Consider the following 25,039-nt stretch of genomic DNA (forward strand, 5'->3'; position numbering starts at 1 on the left):
TTATGGTCAAAATGTTTTGAAACATTCTATAGAGGTTGCTTATTTGGCTAGTACTATGGCTTTAGAATTGGGATTAGATGCTAATGTTGCTAAAAGAGCTGGTTTACTTCATGATATTGGTAAAGCTTTAGATCATGAAATTGAAGGGCCGCATGCTGTGATTGGGTATGAGTTTGCTAAGCGTTATAATGAAAGTGATGCTGTAGCTGAAGCTATTGGAGCTCATCATGAAGATATAAGTATGACTAGATTAGAATCGGTTTTAGTTCAAGCGTCTGATGCTATATCTGCTGCTCGTCCTGGTGCTAGACGGGAAACTTTACATGCGTATATTAAAAGATTGAATCAATTAGAATCTATAGCTAATTCATATGAAGGCGTAGAAAAGTCTTATGTTATTCAAGCTGGAAGAGAAATAAGAATAATAGTTAAACCAGATATTATTGATGATTTAAGTGCTACTTGTATGGCGAGAGATATTGTTAAAAGAATTGAAAAAGAGTTAGAATTTCCAGGTCAAATTAAGATAAATGTTATAAGAGAAACACGAGCGATTGAATTTGCAAAATAAGATTTTTATGTTGTTTAATTTTGTTAACTTTCTATTCTTTTAAAATAAAAGAATAGTTCATTATATATTTTATTTTAATATTTGAAAGTTTATATGTAATATAATTTCGATTAATTATAGGGGGATTAAATATGGAAGTGTTAAAAGTTTCTACAAAATCAAATCCAAATTCAGTAGCAGGTGCATTAGCAGCAATTTTGAAGGAAAAGTCTTTGGTGGAAATTCAAGCTATTGGAGCTGGAGCTATAAATCAAGCAGTTAAAGCTGTGGCTATTGCTAGAGGTTTTGTTGCTCCAAGTGGTAAAGATATAGTTTGTATACCTGCTTTCACAGATATACAAATAGATGGTGAAGAAAGAACTGCTATTAAATTAATAGTTCAACCTAGATAACAAATTGCAAGAGTTCATTTAACTCTTGCTTTTACTTATTATTGATTATTGATGGGAAAATAATTTTATAAAAGGAGATTTGAAAAATGCAATCGATAAAAGTTAAAATTTCTAATAGTACTGGTTTACATGCTAGACCTGCTACATTATTAGTTAAGAAAGCTTCTTCTTTTAAATCTGATATAAGTATTGAATCTAATGGTAAAAAAGTAAACGCTAAGAGTTTGATTGGTATTTTATCCTTAGGTGCTACAAAAGATACAGAAATAACTGTTATAACTTCTGGTGAAGATGAAGTAGAAGCTGTTAACGAATTAGTGAAGTTGATTGAAACTTTGGAGGATTAAAATTTTTATAAATAATATAGTTTTTGCTATATTATTTATTTTTAGAAAAGTAACTTCGCAAAATATAAATTTTGCGAAGTTAAAAATACAAAAAAGGTGATAAAAATGGGTAATTCCAAATGTGCTTTGATATTATCTGATTTTTTAGACTATTTGTCTGTTGTTAAAGGTAAATCAGATAATACTCTAAAAGAATATAGATTAGACCTTATAACTTTCTTTAATTTTATAATAAAGCGTAAGTGTTTGAAAATTTCACATCAGGAAATCGATTTAGAGCTCCTAAAAACTATTACATTAAGTGATATGTATGCTTATATGAATTTTATAAAAAATGAGCGTTTAAATGGAGCTAGTGCGAGAAGCAGGAAAACAGCCTCGTTGAGAACGTTTTATAATTATTTAACTAATAAAATTAAGGTTATTGATAAAAATATTACCCTTGAACTGGAATCTCCTAAAATACCAAAAAGGAACCCTATATATTTAAATTTTCAGGAGTCTAAGAAATTACTAGAAAATATAGATGTAAATGAAAAATTTTTCTCGCGTGACTATTGTATTGTTGTATTTTTTTTAAACTGTGCTCTTAGATTGTCAGAATTATGCTCAATTAATTTAAATGATATTGATTGGGATACAAATACTCTAAATATTGTTGGAAAAGGTGATAAAGAACGAGTTATATATTTAAATAATATGGTTTTGACTTCTATAAAAAACTATTTAAAAGATAGAAATTCATATAAAATAAAACCAGAATTTCAAAACACTTTATTTATAAGTTCTCGTGGCAATAGAATTAGTAATAGAGCAATACAACTTATAATTAAGAAATATGCTAAGGATTTTGATAAAAATATTACTCCTCATAAACTTAGACATACTTCTGCTACTTTAATGTTTAAACATGGAAAAATTGATATAAGAACTTTACAAAAAGTTCTTGGGCATGAGAATATTTCTACAACTCAAATTTATACTCATGTTGATGATGAAGGAATTAAAAATGCTTTTAATTCAAACCCTTTAAATTTTGAATAAAAAACCTAACCAATTTATTTGTTGGTTAGGTTTTTTATACTGTTAAGTATGGATAATTGACCGTGTTCAAAGGTTAAAGATCCTTGTAAATATGCTATATAGGGTTTTCTTATAGGGGCATCACAAGATAACTCTATTGATGATCCGGATACAAATGTTCCGGCTGCCATTATAACTTTATCGTTATATCCAGGCATATCCCAAGGTTCGCATTCTAAAAAAGAATCAATTGGAGAATTTTTTTGAATTTCTTTGCAGAAGTTTATTATTTCTTCTTCAGTATTGAATTTAATAGCTTGAATTATATCACTACGCTTTTCCTTATAATTAGGATATACTTCATAATTTAAATTTTCAAATATTTTAGCAGTAAATATTGCTGTTTTCATTGCTTCCATTACAATATTTGGTGCCATAAATAAACCTTGATATATTTGTCTTAAATCTATAAGACTTGCTCCACACTCTGAACCTATTCCAGGCACTGTTAGTCTATACGCAGCATTTTCAACTAACTCTTTTTTACCTATTATATAACCTCCTGCAGGAGCAAAGCCACCACCTATATTTTTAATAAGTGAACCTGCCATTAAATCAATACCTATTTCTGTTGGCTCTATTATATCAGTAAACTCGCCATAACAATTGTCTACAAAAATATGTATGTCTTTATTCGTACTCTTTATAATTTTTACTATATCTTCTATTTCTTTAGGTAGTAGAGATTTTCTTAGAGAGTATCCTCTAGAACGTTGAATATATATCATTTTAATCTTAGGATTCTTTTTAATGGTATCAACAATAAATTCCGTATCAAAAGTATTATCTTTTAAATCACATTCTAAATATTCAACTCCAAAATTTTTTAAACTACCTTTTTGTTCGTAATCATTTAATCCAATTATATTTTTTACGGTGTCATATGGATTTCCTGTTATTGAAAATAATATATCATCCTTATTTAAATTACCTAACAAAGCACATCCTATAGCGTGTGTACCGTTTACAAATTGTAATCGCACTAAGGAACTTTCCGTATTAAATATTTCACAATATAAATTTTCAATACCATCTCTGCCTAAATCTGTATAAGCATAACCTGTTGTGCTAGAAAAGTGTGAATCAGATATTTTATGTTTTTTAAAAGCTTTTAAAACTTTATGTTGATTATATAATTTTATATAATTTAATTCTTCAAATATTAATTTTATATCTTCATATGTACTTGTATAAATATCATAAATATATTTTCCAAATAAATCTTTGATAAAACTACTCATTTATTAAAACTTTTTAACTCCTATTAAAATCGTCAATTATGTATTTTAAAATTTCTAATTCATTCATATTATCTTTTGAGATAAAAATACTGTTATTTTCCTTTTTAAACCAAGTAATTTGCCGTTTTGAATAGTTTCTAGAATTTTGCTTTATTTTTTCAATCATTTCGTTTTTAGTTACAATACCATCTAAATAGTCGAAAACTTCTTTATATCCAATACCTTGCATTGATTGCATTTCTTTTGTATAACCTTTTTTTCTCAAATTTTTAACTTCATCTATAAGTCCATTTTTAATCATAACATCTACTCTATCATTGATATTTTTATAAAGTTTTTCTCTATCAAGATTAAGAATATAGTATTTGAAATCAAAAATAGGTTTATTATCTTGTTTGAAAGAACTAAAAGGTTTACCAGTTATATGATACACTTCTAACGCTCTTACAACTCTTTTTAAATTATTATAGTGAATGTTTTTATAACTTTCATTATCAATTTTTCTAAGTAATTCGTGAACATATTGATTTCCCTTTTGTTTAGCTAAACTGTAGAGATAATCTCTATGATTTTTATCTTCACCAGAAGTGCAATGTTTTTGATCATAAATTAAAGATCTAATATAAAGCCCTGTTCCACCTACTATTATAGGTAATTTGTTTTTAGAGATAATTTCATTAATTGCATTTTTCGCTAAATCAACATAAATAGATACATTGAAAATTTCATCCGGCTCACAGACATCAATTAAATGATGTTTTATTCCATCCATTTCTTCTTTTTTAATTTTAGCTGAACCGATATCCATATATTTATATATTTGCATAGAATCAGCAGAAATTATTTCGCCATTTAAATGTTTTGCTATTTTAATAGATAAATTTGTTTTACCAACTCCAGTTGGACCAGCTAATATCAAAAGTTTTTTATCCATCATTTTAAACCCTTTTAAACATCTTTTCAATTTCAACTAATGAGAATTTTATTATTATAGGTCTTCCGTGTGGACATGTAAATGGATTTTCTAATTTCATAAGCTTAGATAATAAAATTTTTATTTCATCCGTATTAAGCTGACAATTAGCTTTAACAGCGCTTTTACACGCTTTAGTTGCAATTAAATTATATTTTACTTCATCTAAAGTCCCTGATCCAAAATTATCTATATTGGAAATTATTTCTAAAATTAAAGATTTGACATCACAATCTTTAAATTCAAAAGGAACTTCTCTTATTATAATTGAATTTTCACCAAAATCTTCTATACTAAAACCACACTTTTCAAAACAATCTTTGTTGCTTTTGTATGTAGCGTACTCAAGCTGTTCAAGATTTACTATTATGGGCAATATTAATTGTCTAACTATAGTTTTAGTTTTTATTCTTTGTATAAATTCTTCAAACAATATTTTTTCGTGGGCTACATGTTGATCTATAATGTACAAACATTTATACCATTCACCAATTATGTAAGTGTTATTATATTGACCTATTATTTTAAAATCTGAAAAATTATCTTCTTTTAAAATTTCAAATTTAAAGTTTTCTTCAAGATTTTCTAATTGATTTTTATCAAATTCTTTACTAACTAAATTGTATGGAATTTCATTTTCTATAGTTTGGTTATATAAATCATTTTCCCGTTTTTTTATAAGGTCTTGAACCTCTTCTTTTGAAAGAGGTGTTATTTTTGATTGTGTTAAATTAAAATTATTACTATTTTCAAGTGGTGAAATATCGCCTAAGTAATTTTTCTTTACCAATGTAGAATTTGATAAATAATCATTTAATTCATTAATACAAGTTTTGTATAAAAATCCGTAAACTATTTTTTCATCTTCAAATTTTATTTCTGCCTTTGTTGGATGTATATTTACATCAATATCCTTTGGATTTACAGATAAAAATAAAATAAANNAAAAGTTAATATCTCCAATATATCCAAAAATATTCAATTTTTCACAATTATTTTCTACAAAAAACAAATTTTCCAACACGTTTAAACCAAAAATATTTATTATAGCATCCCTTAAACTTTTTCCTGTAGTTTTAAATACAAGTTTATCATTAACCATGTATTCAAAACTAATTTCATAGTTTGATATTGCAAGCTTTGTTACAACATCTCTTATTATGGCCGTTTCTCTATTTTCACTTTTAAGAAATTTAAATCTTGCAGGGGTATTGTAAAACAAATCACGAACTTCTATTTCTGTACCAACATTACACGCACATTCACATTTATCAATGATTATACCACCATCAATTTGAATACTCATTCCATAATTAAATTCGTCGCTTCTTGATTTTAAAAAAACTTTTGACACAGAAGCTATACTAGGTAAGGCCTCTCCCCTAAAACCAAGAGAATTTATGTTATAGAGATCCTCTTCTTTTTGAATTTTACTAGTTGCATGTGGTAAAAAAATTTTTTCAATATCATCATTATGTATTCCTTCTCCATCATCAGAGATTTTTATTAACTCTTTTCCACCACCATGTATTTGAATTACAATATTTTTGGCTTTTGCATCTATACTATTTTCAACTAACTCTTTTACAATTGCAGCTGGTCTTTCAACAACCTCTCCAGCTGCAATTTTGTTTGCAATAGAAATATCTAAAATATTTACTCTACCCATTTTTAATTAACCTTTTACAATTTTCAACTATATCATTTAATTTTCCTAAGGCAATAACTGGAGTAAGATTCATTATGTCAATATCGCTTATTTCTTTTAAAAATTCTTGAGTTTCATTTGAATTAACATCTTCATTGTATAACTCATCAGAATTTGAATATTCAATTATATCTTTACATTCTATTTGTTTTTCAAGTTTTTTAAGTACATTCTTTGCAATATCAATTATATTTTGATTAATACCTGCAAGTTTAGCAACCTCGATTCCATAAGAATCATCTACAGCACCTCTTGAAACTTTCCTTGAAAAAATTAAATTATCTCCGATTTTTTTTGCAGAAACACTATAATTTTTAACGTTAGAAATTACTTCTTCGATTTGAGTTAATTCATGATAATGGGTTGCAAACAAAGTTTTAGGTCTTATTTTGCTGATTGAAGTTAAGTATTCAATTATTGCGTATGCAATACTTAAACCATCATAAGTGCTTGTACCTCTACCAACCTCATCTAAAATTATCAAACTATTTTGCGTAAAATTATCAATAATATAGGCTACTTCTTTCATTTCCACCATAAAAGTACTTCTTCCTGAAGACAAATCGTCAGAAGCTCCTATTCTTGTAAAGATTTTATCACAAATAGATATTTTAGCATAATCAGCAGGAACAAAACTTCCCATTTGTGCCATAATAACAATTAAAGCAACTTGTCTCATAAATGTAGACTTCCCAGCCATATTAGGTCCAGTTATTATGTGTAATTGTTCTTCAAAATTATTTAAATACACATCATTTGGAACATAATTAAGTTTGTTTATTAATTTTTCTACAACTGGATGTCTAGCTTTCTCTATTTCAATAATACCATCATCAGAAATTATTGGTTTTACATATTTATTTTCAATTGCAACTAAAGCTAATGAAAATAAAGAATCTATTATCGCTATATTTTTCGATACGTTTTTAATTCTTGAAACATTTTTTTCAATTTGTTCTCGAACGTTTATATAAATTTGGTATTCTAAATCGTAAAGTTTATCTTCAGCATTTAAAATCTTTTCTTCCAAATTTTTAAGTTCTTCTGTTATATATCGCTCAGAGTTTGCTAGAGTTTGTTTTCTTATATACCTGTCTTTAGGTACTAAATCATAATTTGATTTGCTAACTTCTATGTAATATCCAAAAATTTTGTTGTAACCAATTTTAAGAGATTTTATATTTGTTAAATCCTTTTCGTTTTTTTCGATATCAAGTAAACACTCTTTTGCGTTATTTTTCAAATATTTTAAATCATCAACTTCTTTATTATAGCCTTCTTTTATTATGGAACCGTCCTTTAATGTAATACCAGCTTCATCAGAGATTGAATTTTCTATTAAATCATAAATATCATCTAGCACATCAAAATTATCATAGATATCTTTGAATAACGAAGAATTAAATTGTATTAAAACCTTTTTTATATCTGGTAAAAGTTTAATACATTTTTTTAATGTAAGCATTTCTTTTGGATTGATTGAAAAGTTTGATACTTTTGCAATAATTCTATCAATATCTGTTATATCTGAAAGCATTTCTTTAAGTTTTGAATGCAAATCAAAGTTGTTTATTAATTCTTCGATACAATTTTGTCTTTTAACTATTTTCCCAGACTTTAATAAAGGTTTTTCAATCCACTGTTTAAGAAGTCTTGCCCCCATAGAAGTATTAGTTTTATTTAACACCCAATAAAGAGTAGATTTTTTTGTATTATCATAGGTATTATTTATAAGTTCTAGATTTTTCTTAGAATTTTTATCGATTAACAAGTAATCATAAACGTTATAAAATTCAATTTGTTTAATATTTGATAAATTTATCTTTTGAGTTTCAAATATATAATTATAAAAACCTGCTATAGAATTAATCTGATAGTCTTTTAAATTTTTAATTTTATCAATACTCTTAGGAATTTTAGAATCTGTAAAGAAATCTAATTTCTTTGTAGTAACTAAAAAATCATTTTGAATAGGTGTAATAATTTCTTCAAAATTAAAATCCTCATTTACAATAATTTCTTTTGGAGAAAATTTCATAAGCTCATCTAATAAAAGAGAAGTATTATCTAGTGTTGTACTATAAACTTCGCCTGTTGTTATATCACCGAAAGTTATTCCAAAAATTTCTGTAGATAAATCATAAAAAATACTAGCTAAAAATACATTTGATTCAAATTCTCCTGATGTTTCATCAAAATACGTTCCGGGAGTAATAATTTTAACAACATCTCGTTTAACGATACCTTTAGATAAACTTGCATCTTCAATTTGTTCACAAATTGCAACTTTAAATCCTTTATTTACAAGTTTAGTTATGTAATTAGATGAAGCGATATATGGAATACCACACATTGGAGCTTTTTCATCAAGTCCACACTCTCTACCTGTTAAAACGAGTTCTAATTCTTTAGAGGCAATTTTTGCATCTTCAAAAAACATTTCATAAAAATCACCTAATCTAAAAAATACTATACAATCCTTATATTTATCTTTAATTTGTAAATACTGACTCATCATTGGGGTTATCATAATCAATTTCTCCTAAGACATTAAATATAAATTAAAATTTTTAAATTTCTTCACCTTCTAAAGAAAATGATTTTGGTTTTGTAATTTTAACTTTAACAATTTTACCTACAGAATTTTTATTTCCTTTAAAATTAACAAGTTTTCCGTTATTAGTTCTTCCAGTGAGTTTTGTATCATCAGTTTTAGAAACACCTTCAACTAAAACTTCAACAATTTTATTTTCATACTCTTGATTAATTTCAGCACAAATACTATTCACTGTTTCAACAAGTCTATTAAATCTTTCATGTTTAATATCATCTGGAATTTGATTTGGCATCATGTCAGCACGAGTATATTTTCTATTTGAATAAAGAAACATAAAAGCAGAATCATATCTAACTTTTTTTACAAGATCTAAAGTTTCTTCAAAATCTTCTTCAGTTTCTCCAGGAAAACCAACTATTATATCAGTTGTTATAGCAAGATCTGGAATAAGAGATTTAATTTTATTAATTTTCTCAATATATTCTTCTTTTGTGTAATGTCTATTCATCGCTTTAAGAACTCTGTTAGAACCACTTTGTACTGGAAGATGAAGTTGATTGCAAATTTTGTTACAATCTTTCATTGTATCTATTAATTCATCTGAAAAATCTTTTGGGTGAGATGTCATATAACGAATTCTTTCAATTCCTTCAACTTCATTTACTTTTCTAAGTAGTTTTGGAAAATTAATATCTTCTTCAAGACCTTTTCCGTATGAGTTTACATTTTGTCCAAGAAGTGTTATCTCTTTATAACCTTCTTTTGCAAGATTTTTAATTTCGTTTATTATATCTTCAGATTTTCTAGATTTTTCTCTACCTCTTACCTGAGGAACAACACAATATGTACAGAAATTATCGCAACCATACATTATAGTTACGAAAGCTTTTAAAGAGCTTTTTCTATCTATGGTCATTCCTTCTATTATTTCGTCTGAACCTGATTCTATTTCAAGAATTCTTTCATCGTTCATAAGAACACGATTTAAATACTCAGGAAATTTATGTAAATTATGTGTACCGAAAATTATATCAACAAAAGGATATTTTTTTGAAATCTCTTCAGGAATTCCTTTTTGTTGCATCATACATCCACATACAGCGATTATTAAATCTTTCTTTTGTTTTTTCAAACCTTTAAGTTGTCCTAAATTTCCATGAACTTTAAGTTCTGCATTTTCACGAACACAACATGTGTTAAAAATTATAATATCAGCGTCATTTCTATTATCACACGAACTATATCCCATTGAAATAAGCATACCAGATAATTTTTCTGAATCTTCTTCATTCATTTGGCAGCCCCATGTTTCAATGAAATATAATTTATTTTTTTGCAAAATACTCAATTTTGTACTCCTTTCCTTAAAATTATCCCTCATATTATATCACAATAAAAAATAGAACCCTATGAAAAAATTTTTACAAAAATTTTATTGAAGTTCTTTAAAGAAGAAATTAAGTGGTCGATCTGTTGGATGAAAACTTAGAACTTTAAGTTGATCTTCATTCGTACTAATTAAAAATTTTATATAAAGCTTATTTCCTTTAGTATCATCATTATAACCAAATACCCAAACAGTTCCATCAATATTATCCATAGCTGCATTTGGATAAACTACATCTGGACCTGATATGTAATGTTTCTTTTCAAGTTTTGAAACAATATATCTAAATTCTTTACGTTGATATTTTAATTCTTTAAGTGATTCATTTACTCGATATGCTTTAAAATATTGATGGCTTTCAACTTTCTCTTTAATAATTGAGAGTGCTTTGTCTACAGAACGCCCAACAAGATTTAATTTTGTAAAACCTGGCTCATTAACAAGGGCAGATATATTTGGAATATTTTTAGTTTTTTCATATGTTACCTCATCATTGTTGTAACTTACAAATCCTAAATCTTGTAACTCACTATTTAAACTAAATTTTATATAAAGATTTCCTTTTTCAGAATCATTTTTTTCAAAGACATAAATTCTACTTTGATGTAGTTTATTATCTCTAGTTTTATAATAATCAGTATAATCCAAAGTATTAAAAGCTTTTTCAAAATCTTCTTTACTATGATTCATGAATCTCAGTGTATTTTCAAGACGTTTAGCCATTGTATAATTACCTTCATTAAGTAATTTTTTTGCAGAGTCTAATCCTGCTTTTATTTCTTCATCACTTAATGTTGCAAAAGTTGTTCTTGGAGCTTGAGGTCCTATAGGTCTGGCAGTTGCTCCAACTGGTCTTGTTAGTTGACTTCTTGAAGGTGAAGATGAGGAAGAAGAATTCTGTCCACTACGACCTCCAGAAAAAGTTTTTCGTATAGCTGCAAAAGATTTTTCAGCATAAATTAAAAAATTAAAAACTACAATTCCGCTAATTAAAAATTTTAACTTAGATTTGTTCATAAAACACTCCATATTAAATACAAACAAATCCATTTTCCCTTCAACAATTATAACACAAATTGTTTCTATATAAATTAATTGCTGTTAAAATTAATATATAATGTACACTTTTTAATTTAAAAAATTTTTATCGTAAATATTTTTAGAATGGAGGAAAAATTAATGCAGGAATCACAAATCAATGACTTTTTAAAAATTAATAAACATTTTTTAGATAAATCTAAGACTTTAATTATTAAAGAACGACTTGAAAAATTAGATGAGAGCAAAATTCCTTCTCTAAGTTTTATTCAATTTAGAGATCTAAAAGTTTTTTTCGCAATATCATGGTTTGGTGGCGTAATAGGACTTGATAGATTTTTAATCGGTGATGTTGGGATAGGAATATTAAAATTACTTTTAAATGTTTTTACATTCTTTATTCCATATTTAGTAGATTTATTTCTTATACAAAAAAGAATACGAGAGAAGAATTACCAAAAATTTTTGGAAATTATATAGAACAAAAAAGCAGTACAAATTTAATGTACTGCTTTTTATTTTGATTAATTTGACCACCAGAAACCAAAATTACCATTATTATTACCGCTATTATTATTAGTAGTATTATTATTGTTGTTATTATTTGTTATATTATTTTCAGAACTTTTAAAAGTGAATCCCCATCCATCAGTGTTTGGAGTTGAATTGCTACTGCTACCACTATTATTACTTCCACTGTTTGAGCCATTATTAGAATTCTCTTTAAAGTTAAGATCTATAATTTCACGAATTAAACCTTCACCTGGAAAATCAGCAACAACAATTCCTACAAAATTTAAATTTTCTTTTAAAATATAATTTAAAGTTAATACATTTGTTCCTTCAAAAGCTATTGAAGCTAATACTCCAAGTCTTCCTACTCTTGGGAAGTCGGGATACTTTGATTTAAATGCTGGCTCCGTTAATCCTGTTAAAAGTCTATCAGCACCAGTTCCAGAACTAGAGTGTCCACTAGCAACGAAATAAGGAAAAGCTCCACCGCTACCAGTTAGGTAATTTATATATCTGGTATTTTTATTTTTGCTTCTGTTAGTGTCAGTTAAGTGTTGTTTAACTTTTTCCCATTTAGAATATAAATCCCAATTTGTATTTAAATGATTACTATCTTGAATTGATGAATTATCTCTATAAGGGATTGCTCTCCATTTATTTCCGTCGTAATCAGCCAAAAGAATTATTTTTCCTCTTGCTTCTCCTAGTGTAGGATTTTTACTTTTTGATCCATCAAAAATATAATCGCTTAGTCCAGCTTCTTCGATACTTCTTCTAATCGCATAGGCAAAATTTCCTGATTCACTATCTTTTTCAGTAACTTTAATTAATACAACTTCTTCATTATTTTTGTTTAAGAAAGCAACTACTCTTTTAATTACGTCTACAAAAGTAACGCCTAAGTTTGTTAATCCAGTGTAAACTTGTAAATTGGTATCTCCAGTATGACTTAAAGTTAAATCTAAGAATCTAATTCCTGAATTTAATTGAGTTTCTAAATCCATACTTTGAGTTAAAGTAAAATCTGTATATTTACCATAAGACATTGAATTTCCAGTTCCAGGTATAGATAATTCATTTATTCTAAGGTCATCAGATAAACCAGCCATCCAATTTGGTCTACTTAAATTTACACTACTATCATGTGAATACCCACCATGAGTATGAGAGCTTACCTTTATTGGGATCATAAATAAAGTTAAACATAAAAATAAAGACATGACTTTAAAAAATCTTTTCAATTATTTCACCTCTTAATTTTAAAAGACCTTTTATATTTAATTTGTTAAATTTTCGTGTATTTTGTAATATACTTTATCATTAATTTAAAAAAAATTAAATAGTTTTTGACAAAATTAAAAAAATATATTTTGTATAGCGAATTAATTCTACTTGTTTTATAATTTTTTTATCTTAAAAAGAATTGGATGTGATTATTTGTCAATTTCAAAGAGAATACAAAATACAAAAGTTTCTGCCATACGAAAATTAACTCCATTTGCTAATGAGGCTAAAGCAAAAGGTATAAAAGTTTATCATATGAATATTGGTCAGCCAGATATTGAAACACCTAAGGAATATTTTGAAGCATTGAAAAATTACGATAAAAAAGTCTTAGGATATGAAAACTCTGAAGGGATAAATGAATTAAGAATTGGATTTTCAGATTTTCTTAAAATTCATGATATAAATTATACTCCTGAAGAAATCCTTATAACAAACGGTGGAAGTGAAGCGTTATTATTTATATTTTTGACAATATGTGATGAAGGTGATGAAATAATAGTACCTGAACCTTATTACAGTAATTATAATACTATTGCAAATTCTTGTGGAGTTAAATTAGTACCATTTCAAACAAAAATAGAAGATGGTTTTCACATACAAAACAAAGATTCAATTTTAAAAATTATAACTGAAAAAACAAAAGCAATTTTATATTCTAATCCTTCAAATCCAACTGGAGTTGTTTATTCTTTTAATGAATTACAAATAATTGCTGATGTTGCTTATGAAAAAAATATTTATGTAATATCAGATGAGGTTTATAGGGAATTAGTTTATGATAACATAGAATACAAATCTATATTTTCAATTGAGAAAGTTAGAGATAATTTAATACTAGTTGATAGTTTATCAAAAAGATATAGTGTTTGTGGTTCAAGAATTGGAATGATTGCTTCTAAAAATAAAGATTTAATGAAAGAAATTTTAAAATTATGTCAAGCTAGATTAAGTATATCTTCTGTTGAACAATATACTGCTACAGAACTTTTAAAACTTCCTATGTCTTACATACATAGTGTGAAAGATAAATATGAAGAAAGACGTAATGCTATATGTAATTTTTTAAATGAAATTCCAGGAGTTAAATCTTACAAACCAGAAGGAGCTTTTTATTTAATTGTTTCTTTACCAGTAGATAATGCAGAAGATTTTTGTAAATGGTTACTTATAGATTTTAATTTAAATAATGAAACTGTTATGTTTGCACCAGCTGAAGGTTTTTATTTTGATAACGAATTAGGAAAATCACAAATTCGTATTTCATATTGTATTTCTGTTGAAAATATAAAGAAATCTATGAATATTTTAAAAGAAGGATTAAAAGTTTATAATTCTATAAAAAAATGAGGAGTTAACAAATACTCCTCATTTTTATTTAAAAAATTCTTTTATTACAAATTTTAACTGATATAATATAACTTGTTAAAAGAATATTAACAAATCTATTTAAATTTGAAAAGGAATAATTAATAATGAAACGTTTGCCATTAGTATTTTAACATCATATGTAATACTTGTTGGAACTACAATAACTACACATAAATCAAGTGCTGTACTTAGAAGAATAAGAAATTTACATCATACAAATAGAGGTGCAAGCAGAAGTTCTAGTATGCCAAACCTATCTTCACAACTAGAAACTATTCCGTCTACATCAACTTCAAGTTTAAATAAGTCTAGTTGTATTGGTTCAACTTCAAATTTAAATCAATCTGCTCTTAAATCTGTTTCAACTTCAACCTCAACAGAGTCACTAGATATAGGATCTACATCTAATAAATCTGTTAGCATGCCTAATTTATCTTCTCAAGAAACACAAACTCCATTTACTTCAACAATTTCATTAAATGCTAGTGGAGCTAGACCTAAGAATAGATTTAAAAAATTTTTCTCACGTTCTTCTAGTAGTTCTAGTATTCCTAAAGAAAAACCTACATATACAGTTTGGGATTATATAAGAGGTAGACCGATAACAACTAAAATGTATACCCAAACACCTTCACCTACATTAAGAGATGTTGGTATTTAAGAGTCTCCATTTACAAGAACTGTAGGAACTCAGTATGATCCTCCAAGCTCATCTAAATCTGGTAAAAAACATACAAAAACAAATTTTTTAAATATATTTTCAAGAGGGAAATCAGATTTAAATCAAACTAGTATATCACAAGAAGAAGCATCATCATCTTCCAATTATGTAAAATTAACCACCTATTCTCATGAATATAGAGAATTAGACCGAAAACAAATTGAACTTATAAAAATGCATCAACAAGCATTACAAAAAAGACTTCAAGAACACTTAGAGTTGTTACTTCCAGATTCTGAACAACCTTCTACATCTACATCACAACCATCAACTTCTACAGCTCAAAATATGCAAACTGCTCAACTTAATCTTATGGAAAGAAATTTAAAAATACAGGAACTAAATGAAAAGGTTCAAGATCTAAAAAATATTAAAACAGAAATTGGAAATATAGGTAAGATTTTAGCTAATATTGAACCAGTAAAAAGAGATGCTAGAGAAGAAGCACTAGCAAAAGAAACAGCTATACAAGGAAAGGTTATAACACCTCAATCATCACCTAAGCCTAAAAAAGGATTGAGAAAGTTTATAACAAAACTTTAAAAGTTGAATTACATAAATAATATTTTTATTTTTTAATTGTATTAAATCTATTTTAATTCATAATAACATCATTTGTCTTTATACAAATTTTGTTAAAATTTCTTTATAAAAAAGAGCATCAGTTTTTTTGATGCTCTTTTTTAAAATTCAATAAAATTTCATCTAACAATTTATAGGCTAATTCTTCCTTACTCATCAAAGGAAGTTGTTTTTTATAATTTTTAGTAATTAAAGTTAAACGGTTTGTATCTACCTCAAAACCTGCTCCTTCATCTTTTAAATTATTTGCTGAAATCATATCTAAATTTTTATCTATTAGTTTTTTGTATGAATTTTCTTCTAAATTTTTTGTTTCCATAGAAAAGCCACAAAGAAATTGTCCATTTCTTTTATTTTCTCCTAACCATTTTAAGATATCTTGAGTAGGAATTAAGGAAATATTTGCTTCAAAATTATCTTTCTTAATTTTATCTTCACAAATATTTTTAACACTGTAATCTGAAACTGCAGCGGTTTTAATTATAATGTCTTGATGATCACTAACTTTTTTGACTTCATCAAACATTTCTTTAGCAGAAATAATATTTATTACTTTCATGTAAGGAGGTTTTTTTAAATTCGTTTTACCAGATATGAGAGTTACCTCAGCTCCACGAGCAGCCGCAGCACGTGCTATAGCGTATCCCATTTTTCCTGTAGAATGATTTGTAATATATCTTACAGGATCAATTGCCTCTCTCGTCGCTCCTGCTGTAACTAAAACCTTAAGTCCTTTCATATCTTTCTTTTCGTGAGATAAAGCATGTTTTACCACTTCTAATAAATCTTCAGGCTCTGGCATCTTTCCTTTTCCAATTACTCCACAAGCAAGCTTTCCATCAACAGGTTCAATAACTTCCCAACCATAATAACGCAACTTTTTAATATTGTCTTGAGTAACTAAGTTTTCATACATTTTGGTATTCATTGCAGGTACAGCAATTTTTTTACAATCACATGCAAGGATAGTAGTTGTAAGCATATCATCTGCAAGACCATGGGCTAATTTTGCTAAAATATTCGCCGTAGCTGGAGCGACTAATACTAAATCAGCTTGTTCCGATAGAGAAATATGTTCTATTTGAAAAACATAGTTGCGATTAAAAGTATCTACTGATACACGATTTTTTGTAAGATGTTCAAATGTACAAGGTGTANNTCCTCCAGTAACAGCTAATAAAATAGTTTTTCCTTGTAACATAAAAACAATCCTTCCTTTAAAACATTGATTTTAGTATATCAAAAGCTTACGTGTTTTTCTATAATCATTGCCTTTTGTATGTAGTTTTATTATAATGACTTTGAATGTATTGAGTAGTGTTTATTTATTCTAAATATAATATTTTTTCTTTCATGGAGGTATCTATGATTAAATTAAAGAAAACACAAAATATGGTGTTGCTATCTTTATTTACTGCTATTATTTTTTTATTAGCTTTTACACCAATTGGAATAATTGATTTACCTATCATGAAAATTACCATTTTACACATTCCGGTGATTGTTGGTTCTATAATACTTGGACCTAAAAAAGGTGCATTTCTTGGATTAATATTTGGAGCATGTAGTTTAATTAAAAATACTTTAGTACCTGGTATATCTTCATTTGTATTTACTCCTTTTGTTCCTCTTCCTGGAACTGATTACGGAAGTTTATTATCTTTGGTAGTTTGTTTTGTTCCTCGTATTCTTACAGGGATTATTCCTTGGTTTGTATGTAATTTTGTACAAAAATTAATATCTAAAAAAACAACTTCATTTAAAAATTTAGCTTTCTCCTTAGCAGCTATAGCTGGATCTTTTACTAATACTTTTTTTGTAACAGGATTAATTGGTATACTATTTGCAAATGCCTATTCTANNTTATTATCAAAAATTTTTAAAATTTAGAGGTAGTTTATGATTTTAACGGTGGATATTGGAAATACTTCTGTCACTTTAGGTGGGTTTGAAAATAATATACTAAAATTTGTGTTTCGTATTAAGAGTGATAGAAATTTAAATGTAGATGGTTGTTGTGAACAACTTAGAAATCAATTTAAAAAACATAATGTTTCTTTTGAACATTTAAAAGGTTGTATTATATCTTCAGTTGTTCCTGTGCTTACACCAATAGTTTTTGATTCATTAAAACAAATATTAAAACAGCATCCTTTTTTAATAGAAGATTTTTCCTATTTACCTTTAAAAGTTTATGAATATGATACATCAAATTTAGGAACTGATAGAATTATAAATTGTATTGCAGCATTAAAAAAATTTAAACCTCCTATTGCTATATTTGATATGGGTACTGCTACGACACTTTCTGTTATAAATAAAAATGGGTATTTTTGTGGTGGAATGATTCTTCCAGGAATGGAGCTTTCAATGAATGCATTATCTAAGCACGCAGCTAAATTACCAAAAATATTTTTTGAGAAACCTAGAGGAGTAATTGGAAAAGATACAGTTTCTTGTATGCAAAACGGTGCTTTATATGGAACTGCTGGTTCTATTGAGGGAATTATTAAAAGATTAGAAGAAGAACTAAATGAAACTCTTTTAGTTGTTCTCACCGGAGGATTATCTTCTTATGTTATTCCTTTATTAAAGTGTCAAGTGAAACACGAACAAAATTTACAATTATTTGGATTATATGAAGTTTACAAATATTATTTTGATTATAAAAGGAATTAAAAAAGACTACGTGTATTTTACGTAGTCTTTAATTATTTTATTTATCTACACCATAAACTTCAATTTCATAAATTCTAACAGCAGAGTCTGAACCTTGAGTTGGTTTTGTAGCAGTTACTCTTACATATCTTGCTGGAATTGCTTTGAATGTATTAATTGTATTTGCTGCGGAATTTTTCTTAACATTAACAACCTCTGTGAAATTTACTCCATCTTCACTAACTTCTATTGTGTAATCAGATGTATTCATGTCAGGACTTTCATTTCCTGCTTCAGCATGTGCCATTCTAACTTCACTAATTGTTTGAACTTTTCCTAAATCTACAACAATATTGTGTGGTGGTGTTCCCGTTGCACACCATTTTGTGTCTAGTTTTCCATCAAAAGCAAATTCTGGAGCTTCTTTTGAATTTACAAAACTTGAAGCTTCAGCAGTCTTTCCTTGAGAAAGATTTTTGAAATTATCTTTAGCATCATTTGATACTGTTATATATTTTTCCATAACTTTAATATCTTCACCAGAATCATTTTTCGCTTTTAAAGTAACAGTGTAAACTCCCTCTTTTTCATATGTAACTTTTGGTAATTCATCTGTGCTTTTTTCAATATTTGCTCCCTCAAATATCCATTCAAGATTCTCTGTAACTTTAGAACTTAAACTTTTAAATGTAATTTCTTCTCCTGGAGCTATTAAAGTTTTTGAAGCCTCAAAGTTTGCTTTTGGTATGCTGTTGTCTGGCCACTGTATTTTTGTTGTTGAAGATTTTCCTTTAGTCATATCTTTATTTACTGCCACTACTTCAAAAGTTGTTGTGTTTGATTTATTATCTCTTGGAAGAGCATTTATGAAATATCTGTTAGTAATTGTTGCTCCTAAAAATGTTTTTGTATTATCGTCATTTATTTTATAAATTTCATAGTGATTAACATTTTCTTTGTTTGAGGAATCAAAAGATAATCTAACCCCAGCATATAAATCATCTTCTTCAAATACAACATCATCAACTTTTAAATTTGAAACATCAGATACAGGAATTTTTTCACTTCCTGTGATTTTTATATTTCCAAAATTAAAATTTATATTTGAAATATCTTTGTCACTAAGAATTTTGTAAGAAATTGAACGTATAGTTTTCCCAGCAAATTTTGAAACGTCAAATTTTACAGTTGTCCAATTTTCACCAACTTTATTATTCCCATTAATTTCCTCTGTTGTTCCGTCATCAAATTCTAAAACTAAATTTAATAAAACATCACTGCTAGTCATTGCTGTGGTTGTAAAATTAGTTCCATTTTCTAAAGTTAAATCAGAACTAAATAATTTTATTGTTGTAGGAATGTTTGCTTGTAAATTTCCTGATAATTTTATAGAGTTACCACCATAAAAAGCATTTGCATAATCAATTGACGCTTTCAATGTATTAGAGCCTCCATTATTTATTATCCATCTATAAGTTGGCATTACATCAGCAAGACTTCTGTTATTCCAATCAAGTAATGATACCTTTTCACCATTAACAAAATAATTATAACCATTTCCCATATTGAAGTTTGTTATAAATGGTAGTGAATTAACAACAGTATTTTCTACTGCGTAAGTTGAAATTCCTCTGAAATCAGTGCCAGTTATTTGACTTTCTTTAGAAGGATCTCCAAGTTCATTAACCCATAGACGTTCTTCTTTTGAAAGAAATTCATCTAAACTTTGTGATGAAAAATAAGTCCAACTTGGACAATATAAACCTAATGACGTATAAGGAACATTATTATCATCTACAAGCAAGTCCCATTTAATTTGCGTACTTGTACCATTTGCCTGCATATCTATTCCTGCGTAAAGGTCGTATGGATTAAGTCCAAGCTCTCTTGCTCGTTTGTTAGAAGCTTTTAAAAGTTCTTGCTCTGCTAACCTATCAGTTGTCCACCAGAAATTTAAAAACATCGAGTCAGCAACTTTATTCTTATCTCCATCAATTAAGAAATAGTCATTCTTTTCGGTTAAAGCATTTTGCCAATCCATTTCACCATCTTTTGTAAGTGAATCATACCACATAATTTCTAGGTCTGATTTCTCTTTAAATTGTTCTATAAATTCTTGCATAAGTTCAGCATGAGCCTTAGTTATTTTTGCTCCCTCTTTAGCAGTTTCACTTTGATCTATAAAATCATTTTCTCTTATAGTTAATCCCGTTTCTTGATTTATAAACCATCCATCAAACCCTAAAACTTCACAAACTTCTATAAGTTTATCAACCATTGGGAAATTTCCATTCTCATCTTTCTGTAAGAATTGATCTACCCACTCGGCCTTTCCTCCGTGTTCAGTTGTTGGGAAAAATACTGTACCAAGAACAGGAACACCATTTTTATGAGCTGAATCAATTACATCAGCACTTGGTGGAACTATTATCCCTTCCCCAGAAGAACCTCCCCAATAAACAAGCTTGTCTATATATTGCCAATAAGAAAACGTGTTAGCTCCAAACTTATTTGATCCTTGAGAAGGATTTCCACTTGTGCTTGAATTCATTATGGATAATGCAACAACATTAAAATCTTTATTTTGAGTTTTATTAACTGTTTGAAGAGTATCTTTAGAAACTCTCTCTACCAACGGAACAGAGCTTTTATTGTATTCAATATCTTTGTCCTCACTTGGATTCCACGCAAGAAGCTCTTCAGGAAACCAGAAAGAAGCAATCGGCGTATTTGCCATTTTTAAATTTGCAGCATCACCTGCTTCATCTGTAATTGTATAATTAACAACACTACTTACAACATTTGTTGTTTGATTGCTTGTGCAAGACATTAATCCACCTACAAAAGCAGAACATATAGCAAGAGAAATTATAAATTTCGATTTTTTAGAAAGCATTTTATACCTCCATTAATACATTTTTTAACCAATGTAAACGTTCACTAAAATAATAACACACAGAGAAAATTTTTATAAGTGTACAAATTATAGAATCGCTGGATTAATTATCCCCTTCAAAAAATAAATAAAGGATACGATAAAAATTTCTTTTCCATATCCTTTTATATCTGAGAAAATTTATTTGTTTGATTCCGTCATAGCTAAAGCTATTGCTCCAAGAACTCCAGTCTTTCCACCCAAATCTGATTTTACAACTTTACAGTTCCTAAATATTGGCCCTAAACATCTCTTCTCAATTTCTTTATTTACAATTTCAAAAACGATGTCCCCTGCTCCTATAATTCCTCCACCAATTACAATAATATCTGGATCTAACATATTTGCATAATTTGCAACAGCAACTCCTAAATAGCTCATAGCTTCTTCAATTATTTCCTTTGAAACTCTATCACCCTTCGATGCTTCCATGAAAACTTCTTTTGAAGTTACCTCATCATATTTTCTTAAAGAAGTTTGAACTCTACTTTCAATTGCATCTTTTGCAGCTTTCATAATAGCCGTTCCCGAAGCCATTGCTTCAACACAACCATTATTTCCACAGCCACATCTTCTTCCAAAAGCATTAACTGTTGTGTGCCCAACTTCTAAGGCATTTGAAGTGCTACCTCTATAGATTTTCCCATTTAAGATAGCTCCACCACCAACTCCAGTACTCGCCGTAACATAAACAAGATTTTCTGTTCCTTTTCCAGCTCCAAACATATACTCTGCCAAAGTTGCAACATTTGCATCATTATCTAAATAAACATCAATCCCAAATTCTTTGTTAAGCTCCTCAACAATTGGATAATTAACAAAAGGCAAGTTCGGTGGTTCAGCAATAATTCCATTTTTAACATCAAGTGGTCCTGGAGAACCTAACCCAATTCCCTTTATTTTTGATTTATCAATTCCATTCATAACATTTTTTATGCTATCTTTCATTTTGTCAACGATTTGCTCATAACCTTTGGTAGCTTCTGTTGGAACAATCACTTCATTTAAAATTTTCCCCTCATCATTAGCAAGTGCAGTATAAATTTTCGTACCGCCTAAATCTATTCCAATATATAAATTTTCCATTTTTTCACCTCTATCTAGAAAATTGTATTTTGCTCTTCTCTATCAAATAAATGAATTTTATTTACATCCATCACAAATTTTATTGTACCTTCAGTGTTAACATTTTCCGCAGTTGCAACTTTAATTATCATATTTCTACTGCCAGCTTTTGCATGAATATAAGTTTCTGCTCCTAAGTTTTCTGCAACATCTATTTCTAATTCAAAGACAACATTATTTTTATTGTTTAAATCATTCTCTTTACAACTAATATTTTCTGGCCTAATTCCAACGATTAAATCAGCATTTATATTTTTTGTATTTCTTAAAATTTTTGCTTTATCTTCAGGAAGTATAATTTCTCTATCTAGAACTTTTAATATAACCTGATTATCTTTTTCATAAGTTTGTCCATATAAAATATTCATTTGAGGACTACCTATAAAGCTAGCAACAAATAAATTTGCTGGATGATCATATATGTGCTTTGGCGTATCAACTTGTTGAATAACTCCGTCTTTCATTACTACTATTCTTGTTCCTAATGTCATAGCTTCTGTTTGATCATGAGTAACATATATAAATGTAGTTTTTAATTGATGATATAACTTTGCTATTTCTGTTCTCATCTGAACTCTTAATTTCGCGTCCAAGTTTGAAAGAGGTTCATCCATTAAAAATACTTTAGGATGTCTAACAATAGCTCTTCCCATAGCAACCCTTTGTCTTTGACCACCAGATAAAGCTTTTGGTTTTCTATCTAATAAGTGCTCTATATCTAAAATTTTAGCAGCTTCTTTAACCTTTCTATCAATCTCATCTTTTGGAGTTTTTCTTAATTTTAAAGCAAAAGCCATATTTCCATAAACCGTCATGTGAGGATACAACGCATAATTTTGGAAAACCATCGCAATATCTCTCTCTTTTGGTGCAACATCATTTACAAGAGTGTCTCCTATGTACAATTCTCCTCCAGAAATTTCTTCAAGTCCTGCAATCATTCTTAAAGTTGTTGACTTACCACAACCAGATGGACCAACAAATACTATAAATTCCCTATCCTTTATTTCTAAATTAAAATTATTAACCGCCTTATATCCATTTTCATATATCTTATCAATATTTTTTAATAGTAATCCTGCCATAAATTTTACCTCCTAAAATTATTTTCTATATGTTTGTTAAAAATAATAGGATTAATTTTTGTACAGATTTCATAAAGCTTTTTATCCATAGCAATTTTATATCCAATTAAATTTAAATCTTTTCTTACAATTAGTATTTTTTCGTTTAAGTCATTTTTATTTATTCCTTTTAAAGATGCATTAATAATTTTAACATCATTTCTATTAAAATTATTTAAAGATACAACTTCTACAATGTTTTTTATATCTATGTTCCCGATTATTTTTCTACTTTTTTTATTCATAATTTTTGAAATAACTAAATCACTATCTGTTAATTCATACTCAAACTCTAAAAATTTATTACGTCCAATAAAAAACATCAAAAAATAAACTCCAATCGTTAAAAGTGCCCAAATTATCCCCATAAAAATTCCATTAAGTATTGCCAAAACCAACAAAGCCTGTTGAATAGATTCAAAACTTTTCTGCTTATATCCATAATCTTTCGTTAAAAATTGTTCATAAAAAACACCCATATTCTTACCTCGCATATTCTTCTAAAAAATTTGCCAAAGCCCCAATAAGATTAGCATCTTTTTTATGTGTGCAAGTTTTTATAATTGGTCTAATTTTTGCATCTTCAACTTCATTTATTAAATAATCTAATTTTTCATTTATTTTATCTATAAAATCTTTTCTTTCAGAAATTGCTCCTCCAAGTAAAATTAATTCTGGGTCATATATATATTGAAGATTAAAAATTCCTTTTGCAAGATTCAAGTAAAATCTATCAATTGCTTCTTTGCAAATTTCATTTCCATTTTCTGCTGCATCAAAAATTTTTTTTCCAGTCCATGAATCATCATCATAAAATTTCTTAATTTTTCTTACCATAGCCATAGTTGAGCCAACTTGACTAAAAGTTTTAAACTTTCCATCATTTTCTTCCATTAACATATATCCAAATTCTCCACCATGCAAATGTTTACCACTATGAATTTTTCCATCATGAACTATAGCTCCACCAATTCCCGTTCCACAAACAAGAAACATCATATCCTTTATGTTTTTTGCAGAACCATTAAAAACTTCAGCAAGTGCGGCGCAATTAGCATCATTATCTATACTAACTTTTAAATTGCATTTTTCACTTAAAATTTTTTTCCAATTTGGACCATGAATACATGGTATAGCACTTGACCCTCCAATAAATCCAGTTTTTTTATCAACAGCTCCTGGCGAACTTATAGCTAAACCTGTAATTTTAAAATCTTGTTTTATTTTCTCTACCCAATTTACAATTGTTTCTATAAATTTTTCTAATTCTTTATGTACTTCTAACGAATCTTTAAAATATATTTTTCCGTTTTCATCTAGAACTCCAACTTTTATTGACGTTCCACCAATATCTATACAAGCTACCATTTTATATCCCTCACATTTTTAAAAATTAATCGTTTAAATACACAATTAAATTAAAGGAGAT

The 25,039-nt window shown here is 27.7% G+C and carries 22 protein-coding genes and 2 pseudogenes; 10 read left to right on the plus strand and 14 right to left on the minus strand.

What is annotated here, in order from left to right; all coding sequences use genetic code 11:
• From A6P36_RS05600 to A6P36_RS05615, 4 genes are all read left to right on the plus strand, one after another.
• The coding region (locus tag A6P36_RS05600; protein ID WP_156507990.1) for an HDIG domain-containing metalloprotein at nucleotides 1-571 on the plus strand (571 nt) is incomplete at its 5' end.
• Nucleotides 572-702: 131 nt separating this feature from the next.
• Nucleotides 703-963: a stage V sporulation protein S gene (locus tag A6P36_RS05605; protein WP_066761816.1), complete on the plus strand. Its 261-nt coding sequence runs from the start codon at nucleotides 703-705 to the stop codon at nucleotides 961-963.
• 86 nt (nucleotides 964-1,049) lie between these two features.
• The gene (locus A6P36_RS05610; protein WP_066761818.1) at nucleotides 1,050-1,310 is read left to right on the plus strand and encodes an HPr family phosphocarrier protein; all 261 of its coding nucleotides are present in this window, start codon (nucleotides 1,050-1,052) and stop codon (nucleotides 1,308-1,310) included.
• Nucleotides 1,311-1,415: 105 nt separating this feature from the next.
• Nucleotides 1,416-2,354, plus strand: coding sequence for a tyrosine recombinase XerC (locus tag A6P36_RS05615; protein WP_066761820.1), 939 nt, complete (start codon nucleotides 1,416-1,418; stop codon nucleotides 2,352-2,354).
• Nucleotides 2,355-2,368: 14 nt separating this feature from the next.
• Here the strand turns inward: A6P36_RS05615 and A6P36_RS05620 are convergent, their stop codons facing one another.
• The 7 genes and pseudogenes from A6P36_RS05620 to A6P36_RS05645 form a co-directional block, all read right to left on the minus strand.
• Nucleotides 2,369-3,634, minus strand: coding sequence for a methionine gamma-lyase family protein (locus A6P36_RS05620; protein WP_066761825.1), 1,266 nt, complete (start codon nucleotides 3,632-3,634; stop codon nucleotides 2,369-2,371).
• A 13-nt stretch (nucleotides 3,635-3,647) separates the two neighbouring features.
• Nucleotides 3,648-4,568, minus strand: coding sequence for a tRNA (adenosine(37)-N6)-dimethylallyltransferase MiaA (gene miaA, locus A6P36_RS05625; RefSeq protein ID WP_066761865.1), 921 nt, complete (start codon nucleotides 4,566-4,568; stop codon nucleotides 3,648-3,650).
• Between the two features lie 4 nt (nucleotides 4,569-4,572).
• Nucleotides 4,573-5,550, minus strand: a pseudogene (locus A6P36_RS08420) (DNA mismatch repair endonuclease MutL); the annotation flags it as partial.
• Between the two features lie 2 nt (nucleotides 5,551-5,552).
• Nucleotides 5,553-6,276, minus strand: a pseudogene (gene mutL, locus A6P36_RS08425) (DNA mismatch repair endonuclease MutL); the annotation flags it as partial.
• Nucleotides 6,269-8,845, minus strand: a complete 2,577-nt coding sequence (mutS, locus tag A6P36_RS05635; RefSeq protein WP_082917631.1) for a DNA mismatch repair protein MutS — start codon at nucleotides 8,843-8,845, stop codon at nucleotides 6,269-6,271. The gene mutS and the pseudogene mutL, both read right to left, overlap by 8 nt.
• A gap of 40 nt (nucleotides 8,846-8,885) precedes the next feature.
• The gene (gene miaB, locus A6P36_RS05640; RefSeq protein ID WP_066761830.1) at nucleotides 8,886-10,253 is read right to left on the minus strand and encodes a tRNA (N6-isopentenyl adenosine(37)-C2)-methylthiotransferase MiaB; all 1,368 of its coding nucleotides are present in this window, start codon (nucleotides 10,251-10,253) and stop codon (nucleotides 8,886-8,888) included.
• A 51-nt stretch (nucleotides 10,254-10,304) separates the two neighbouring features.
• Nucleotides 10,305-11,276: a type II toxin-antitoxin system MqsR family toxin gene (locus A6P36_RS05645; protein WP_197487224.1), complete on the minus strand. Its 972-nt coding sequence runs from the start codon at nucleotides 11,274-11,276 to the stop codon at nucleotides 10,305-10,307.
• Nucleotides 11,277-11,438: 162 nt separating this feature from the next.
• On the opposite strand from A6P36_RS05645, the gene A6P36_RS05650 reads away from it, so the two are divergent.
• Nucleotides 11,439-11,777, plus strand: coding sequence for an NINE protein (locus tag A6P36_RS05650; protein ID WP_082917633.1), 339 nt, complete (start codon nucleotides 11,439-11,441; stop codon nucleotides 11,775-11,777).
• A gap of 44 nt (nucleotides 11,778-11,821) precedes the next feature.
• On the opposite strand, the gene A6P36_RS05655 is transcribed toward A6P36_RS05650, so the two are convergent.
• Nucleotides 11,822-13,051 carry a phosphatidylinositol-specific phospholipase C domain-containing protein gene (locus A6P36_RS05655; RefSeq protein ID WP_066761836.1) on the minus strand — a complete coding sequence of 410 codons (1,230 nt, stop codon included), beginning with the start codon at nucleotides 13,049-13,051 and terminating at the stop codon, nucleotides 11,822-11,824.
• Between the two features lie 196 nt (nucleotides 13,052-13,247).
• Here A6P36_RS05655 and A6P36_RS05660 point away from each other — a divergent pair, with 196 nt between their 5' ends.
• The 3 genes from A6P36_RS05660 to A6P36_RS05670 all read left to right on the plus strand — a co-directional run bounded on the left by A6P36_RS05660 (nucleotide 13,248) and on the right by A6P36_RS05670 (nucleotide 15,729).
• A complete protein-coding gene (locus A6P36_RS05660; RefSeq protein WP_066761838.1) occupies nucleotides 13,248-14,444 on the plus strand; it encodes a pyridoxal phosphate-dependent aminotransferase in 1,197 nt (398 codons plus the stop codon).
• A gap of 265 nt (nucleotides 14,445-14,709) precedes the next feature.
• Nucleotides 14,710-15,126: a hypothetical protein gene (locus tag A6P36_RS05665; RefSeq protein WP_066761840.1), complete on the plus strand. Its 417-nt coding sequence runs from the start codon at nucleotides 14,710-14,712 to the stop codon at nucleotides 15,124-15,126.
• Between the two features lie 234 nt (nucleotides 15,127-15,360).
• Nucleotides 15,361-15,729, plus strand: coding sequence for a hypothetical protein (locus tag A6P36_RS05670; protein ID WP_066761842.1), 369 nt, complete (start codon nucleotides 15,361-15,363; stop codon nucleotides 15,727-15,729).
• Nucleotides 15,730-15,847: 118 nt separating this feature from the next.
• Here A6P36_RS05670 and coaBC read toward each other — a convergent pair.
• A partial coding sequence (gene coaBC / locus A6P36_RS05675; protein ID WP_242861670.1) for a bifunctional phosphopantothenoylcysteine decarboxylase/phosphopantothenate--cysteine ligase CoaBC occupies nucleotides 15,848-16,925 on the minus strand: 1,078 nt, incomplete at its 5' end.
• A gap of 235 nt (nucleotides 16,926-17,160) precedes the next feature.
• Between coaBC and A6P36_RS08500 the strand changes: the two genes are divergently transcribed.
• Together A6P36_RS08500 and A6P36_RS05685 are read left to right on the plus strand one after the other, a co-directional pair.
• Nucleotides 17,161-17,629: ECF transporter S component (locus A6P36_RS08500; protein WP_369815431.1), on the plus strand; the 469-nt coding region annotated here is incomplete at its 3' end.
• Between the two features lie 38 nt (nucleotides 17,630-17,667).
• Complete coding sequence (locus A6P36_RS05685; RefSeq protein ID WP_066761847.1) at nucleotides 17,668-18,447, plus strand: type III pantothenate kinase; 780 nt, start codon at nucleotides 17,668-17,670, stop codon at nucleotides 18,445-18,447.
• Between the two features lie 37 nt (nucleotides 18,448-18,484).
• On the opposite strand, the gene A6P36_RS05690 is transcribed toward A6P36_RS05685, so the two are convergent.
• From A6P36_RS05690 to A6P36_RS05710, 5 genes are all read right to left on the minus strand, one after another.
• Complete coding sequence (locus tag A6P36_RS05690) at nucleotides 18,485-21,322, minus strand: endo-beta-N-acetylglucosaminidase (protein WP_066761849.1); 2,838 nt, start codon at nucleotides 21,320-21,322, stop codon at nucleotides 18,485-18,487.
• A gap of 180 nt (nucleotides 21,323-21,502) precedes the next feature.
• The gene (locus A6P36_RS05695; RefSeq protein WP_066761850.1) at nucleotides 21,503-22,447 is read right to left on the minus strand and encodes an ROK family protein; all 945 of its coding nucleotides are present in this window, start codon (nucleotides 22,445-22,447) and stop codon (nucleotides 21,503-21,505) included.
• Nucleotides 22,448-22,461: 14 nt separating this feature from the next.
• Nucleotides 22,462-23,571, minus strand: a complete 1,110-nt coding sequence (locus A6P36_RS05700) for an ABC transporter ATP-binding protein (RefSeq protein ID WP_066761851.1) — start codon at nucleotides 23,569-23,571, stop codon at nucleotides 22,462-22,464.
• A gap of 5 nt (nucleotides 23,572-23,576) precedes the next feature.
• Nucleotides 23,577-24,089 carry a hypothetical protein gene (locus A6P36_RS05705; protein ID WP_066761852.1) on the minus strand — a complete coding sequence of 171 codons (513 nt, stop codon included), beginning with the start codon at nucleotides 24,087-24,089 and terminating at the stop codon, nucleotides 23,577-23,579.
• 4 nt (nucleotides 24,090-24,093) lie between these two features.
• Complete coding sequence (locus A6P36_RS05710) at nucleotides 24,094-24,978, minus strand: ROK family protein (protein WP_066761853.1); 885 nt, start codon at nucleotides 24,976-24,978, stop codon at nucleotides 24,094-24,096.
• Between the last annotated feature and the right edge of the window lie 61 nt (nucleotides 24,979-25,039).

The organism is Candidatus Arthromitus sp. SFB-turkey, from assembly GCF_001655775.1.
Taxonomy (GTDB): Bacteria; Bacillota; Clostridia; order Clostridiales; family Clostridiaceae; genus Dwaynesavagella; species Dwaynesavagella gallinarum.

Coding starts and splice junctions, on each gene's coding strand:
- A6P36_RS05665 (WP_066761840.1), top strand. CDS start 14,710: ATGCCAAACCTATCTTCACAACTAGAAACTATTCCGTCTACATCAACT.
- A6P36_RS05705 (WP_066761852.1), bottom strand. CDS start 24,089: ATGGGTGTTTTTTATGAACAATTTTTAACGAAAGATTATGGATATAAG.
- A6P36_RS05605 (WP_066761816.1), top strand. CDS start 703: ATGGAAGTGTTAAAAGTTTCTACAAAATCAAATCCAAATTCAGTAGCA.
- A6P36_RS05685 (WP_066761847.1), top strand. CDS start 17,668: ATGATTTTAACGGTGGATATTGGAAATACTTCTGTCACTTTAGGTGGG.
- A6P36_RS05610 (WP_066761818.1), top strand. CDS start 1,050: ATGCAATCGATAAAAGTTAAAATTTCTAATAGTACTGGTTTACATGCT.
- A6P36_RS05615 (WP_066761820.1), top strand. CDS start 1,416: ATGGGTAATTCCAAATGTGCTTTGATATTATCTGATTTTTTAGACTAT.
- A6P36_RS05670 (WP_066761842.1), top strand. CDS start 15,361: ATGCATCAACAAGCATTACAAAAAAGACTTCAAGAACACTTAGAGTTG.
- A6P36_RS05645 (WP_197487224.1), bottom strand. CDS start 11,276: ATGAACAAATCTAAGTTAAAATTTTTAATTAGCGGAATTGTAGTTTTT.
- A6P36_RS05620 (WP_066761825.1), bottom strand. CDS start 3,634: ATGAGTAGTTTTATCAAAGATTTATTTGGAAAATATATTTATGATATT.
- miaB (WP_066761830.1), bottom strand. CDS start 10,253: ATGAGGGATAATTTTAAGGAAAGGAGTACAAAATTGAGTATTTTGCAA.
- mutS (WP_082917631.1), bottom strand. CDS start 8,845: ATGATAACCCCAATGATGAGTCAGTATTTACAAATTAAAGATAAATAT.
- A6P36_RS05710 (WP_066761853.1), bottom strand. CDS start 24,978: ATGGTAGCTTGTATAGATATTGGTGGAACGTCAATAAAAGTTGGAGTT.
- A6P36_RS05650 (WP_082917633.1), top strand. CDS start 11,439: ATGCAGGAATCACAAATCAATGACTTTTTAAAAATTAATAAACATTTT.
- A6P36_RS05700 (WP_066761851.1), bottom strand. CDS start 23,571: ATGGCAGGATTACTATTAAAAAATATTGATAAGATATATGAAAATGGA.
- miaA (WP_066761865.1), bottom strand. CDS start 4,568: ATGGATAAAAAACTTTTGATATTAGCTGGTCCAACTGGAGTTGGTAAA.
- A6P36_RS05690 (WP_066761849.1), bottom strand. CDS start 21,322: ATGCTTTCTAAAAAATCGAAATTTATAATTTCTCTTGCTATATGTTCT.
- A6P36_RS05695 (WP_066761850.1), bottom strand. CDS start 22,447: ATGGAAAATTTATATATTGGAATAGATTTAGGCGGTACGAAAATTTAT.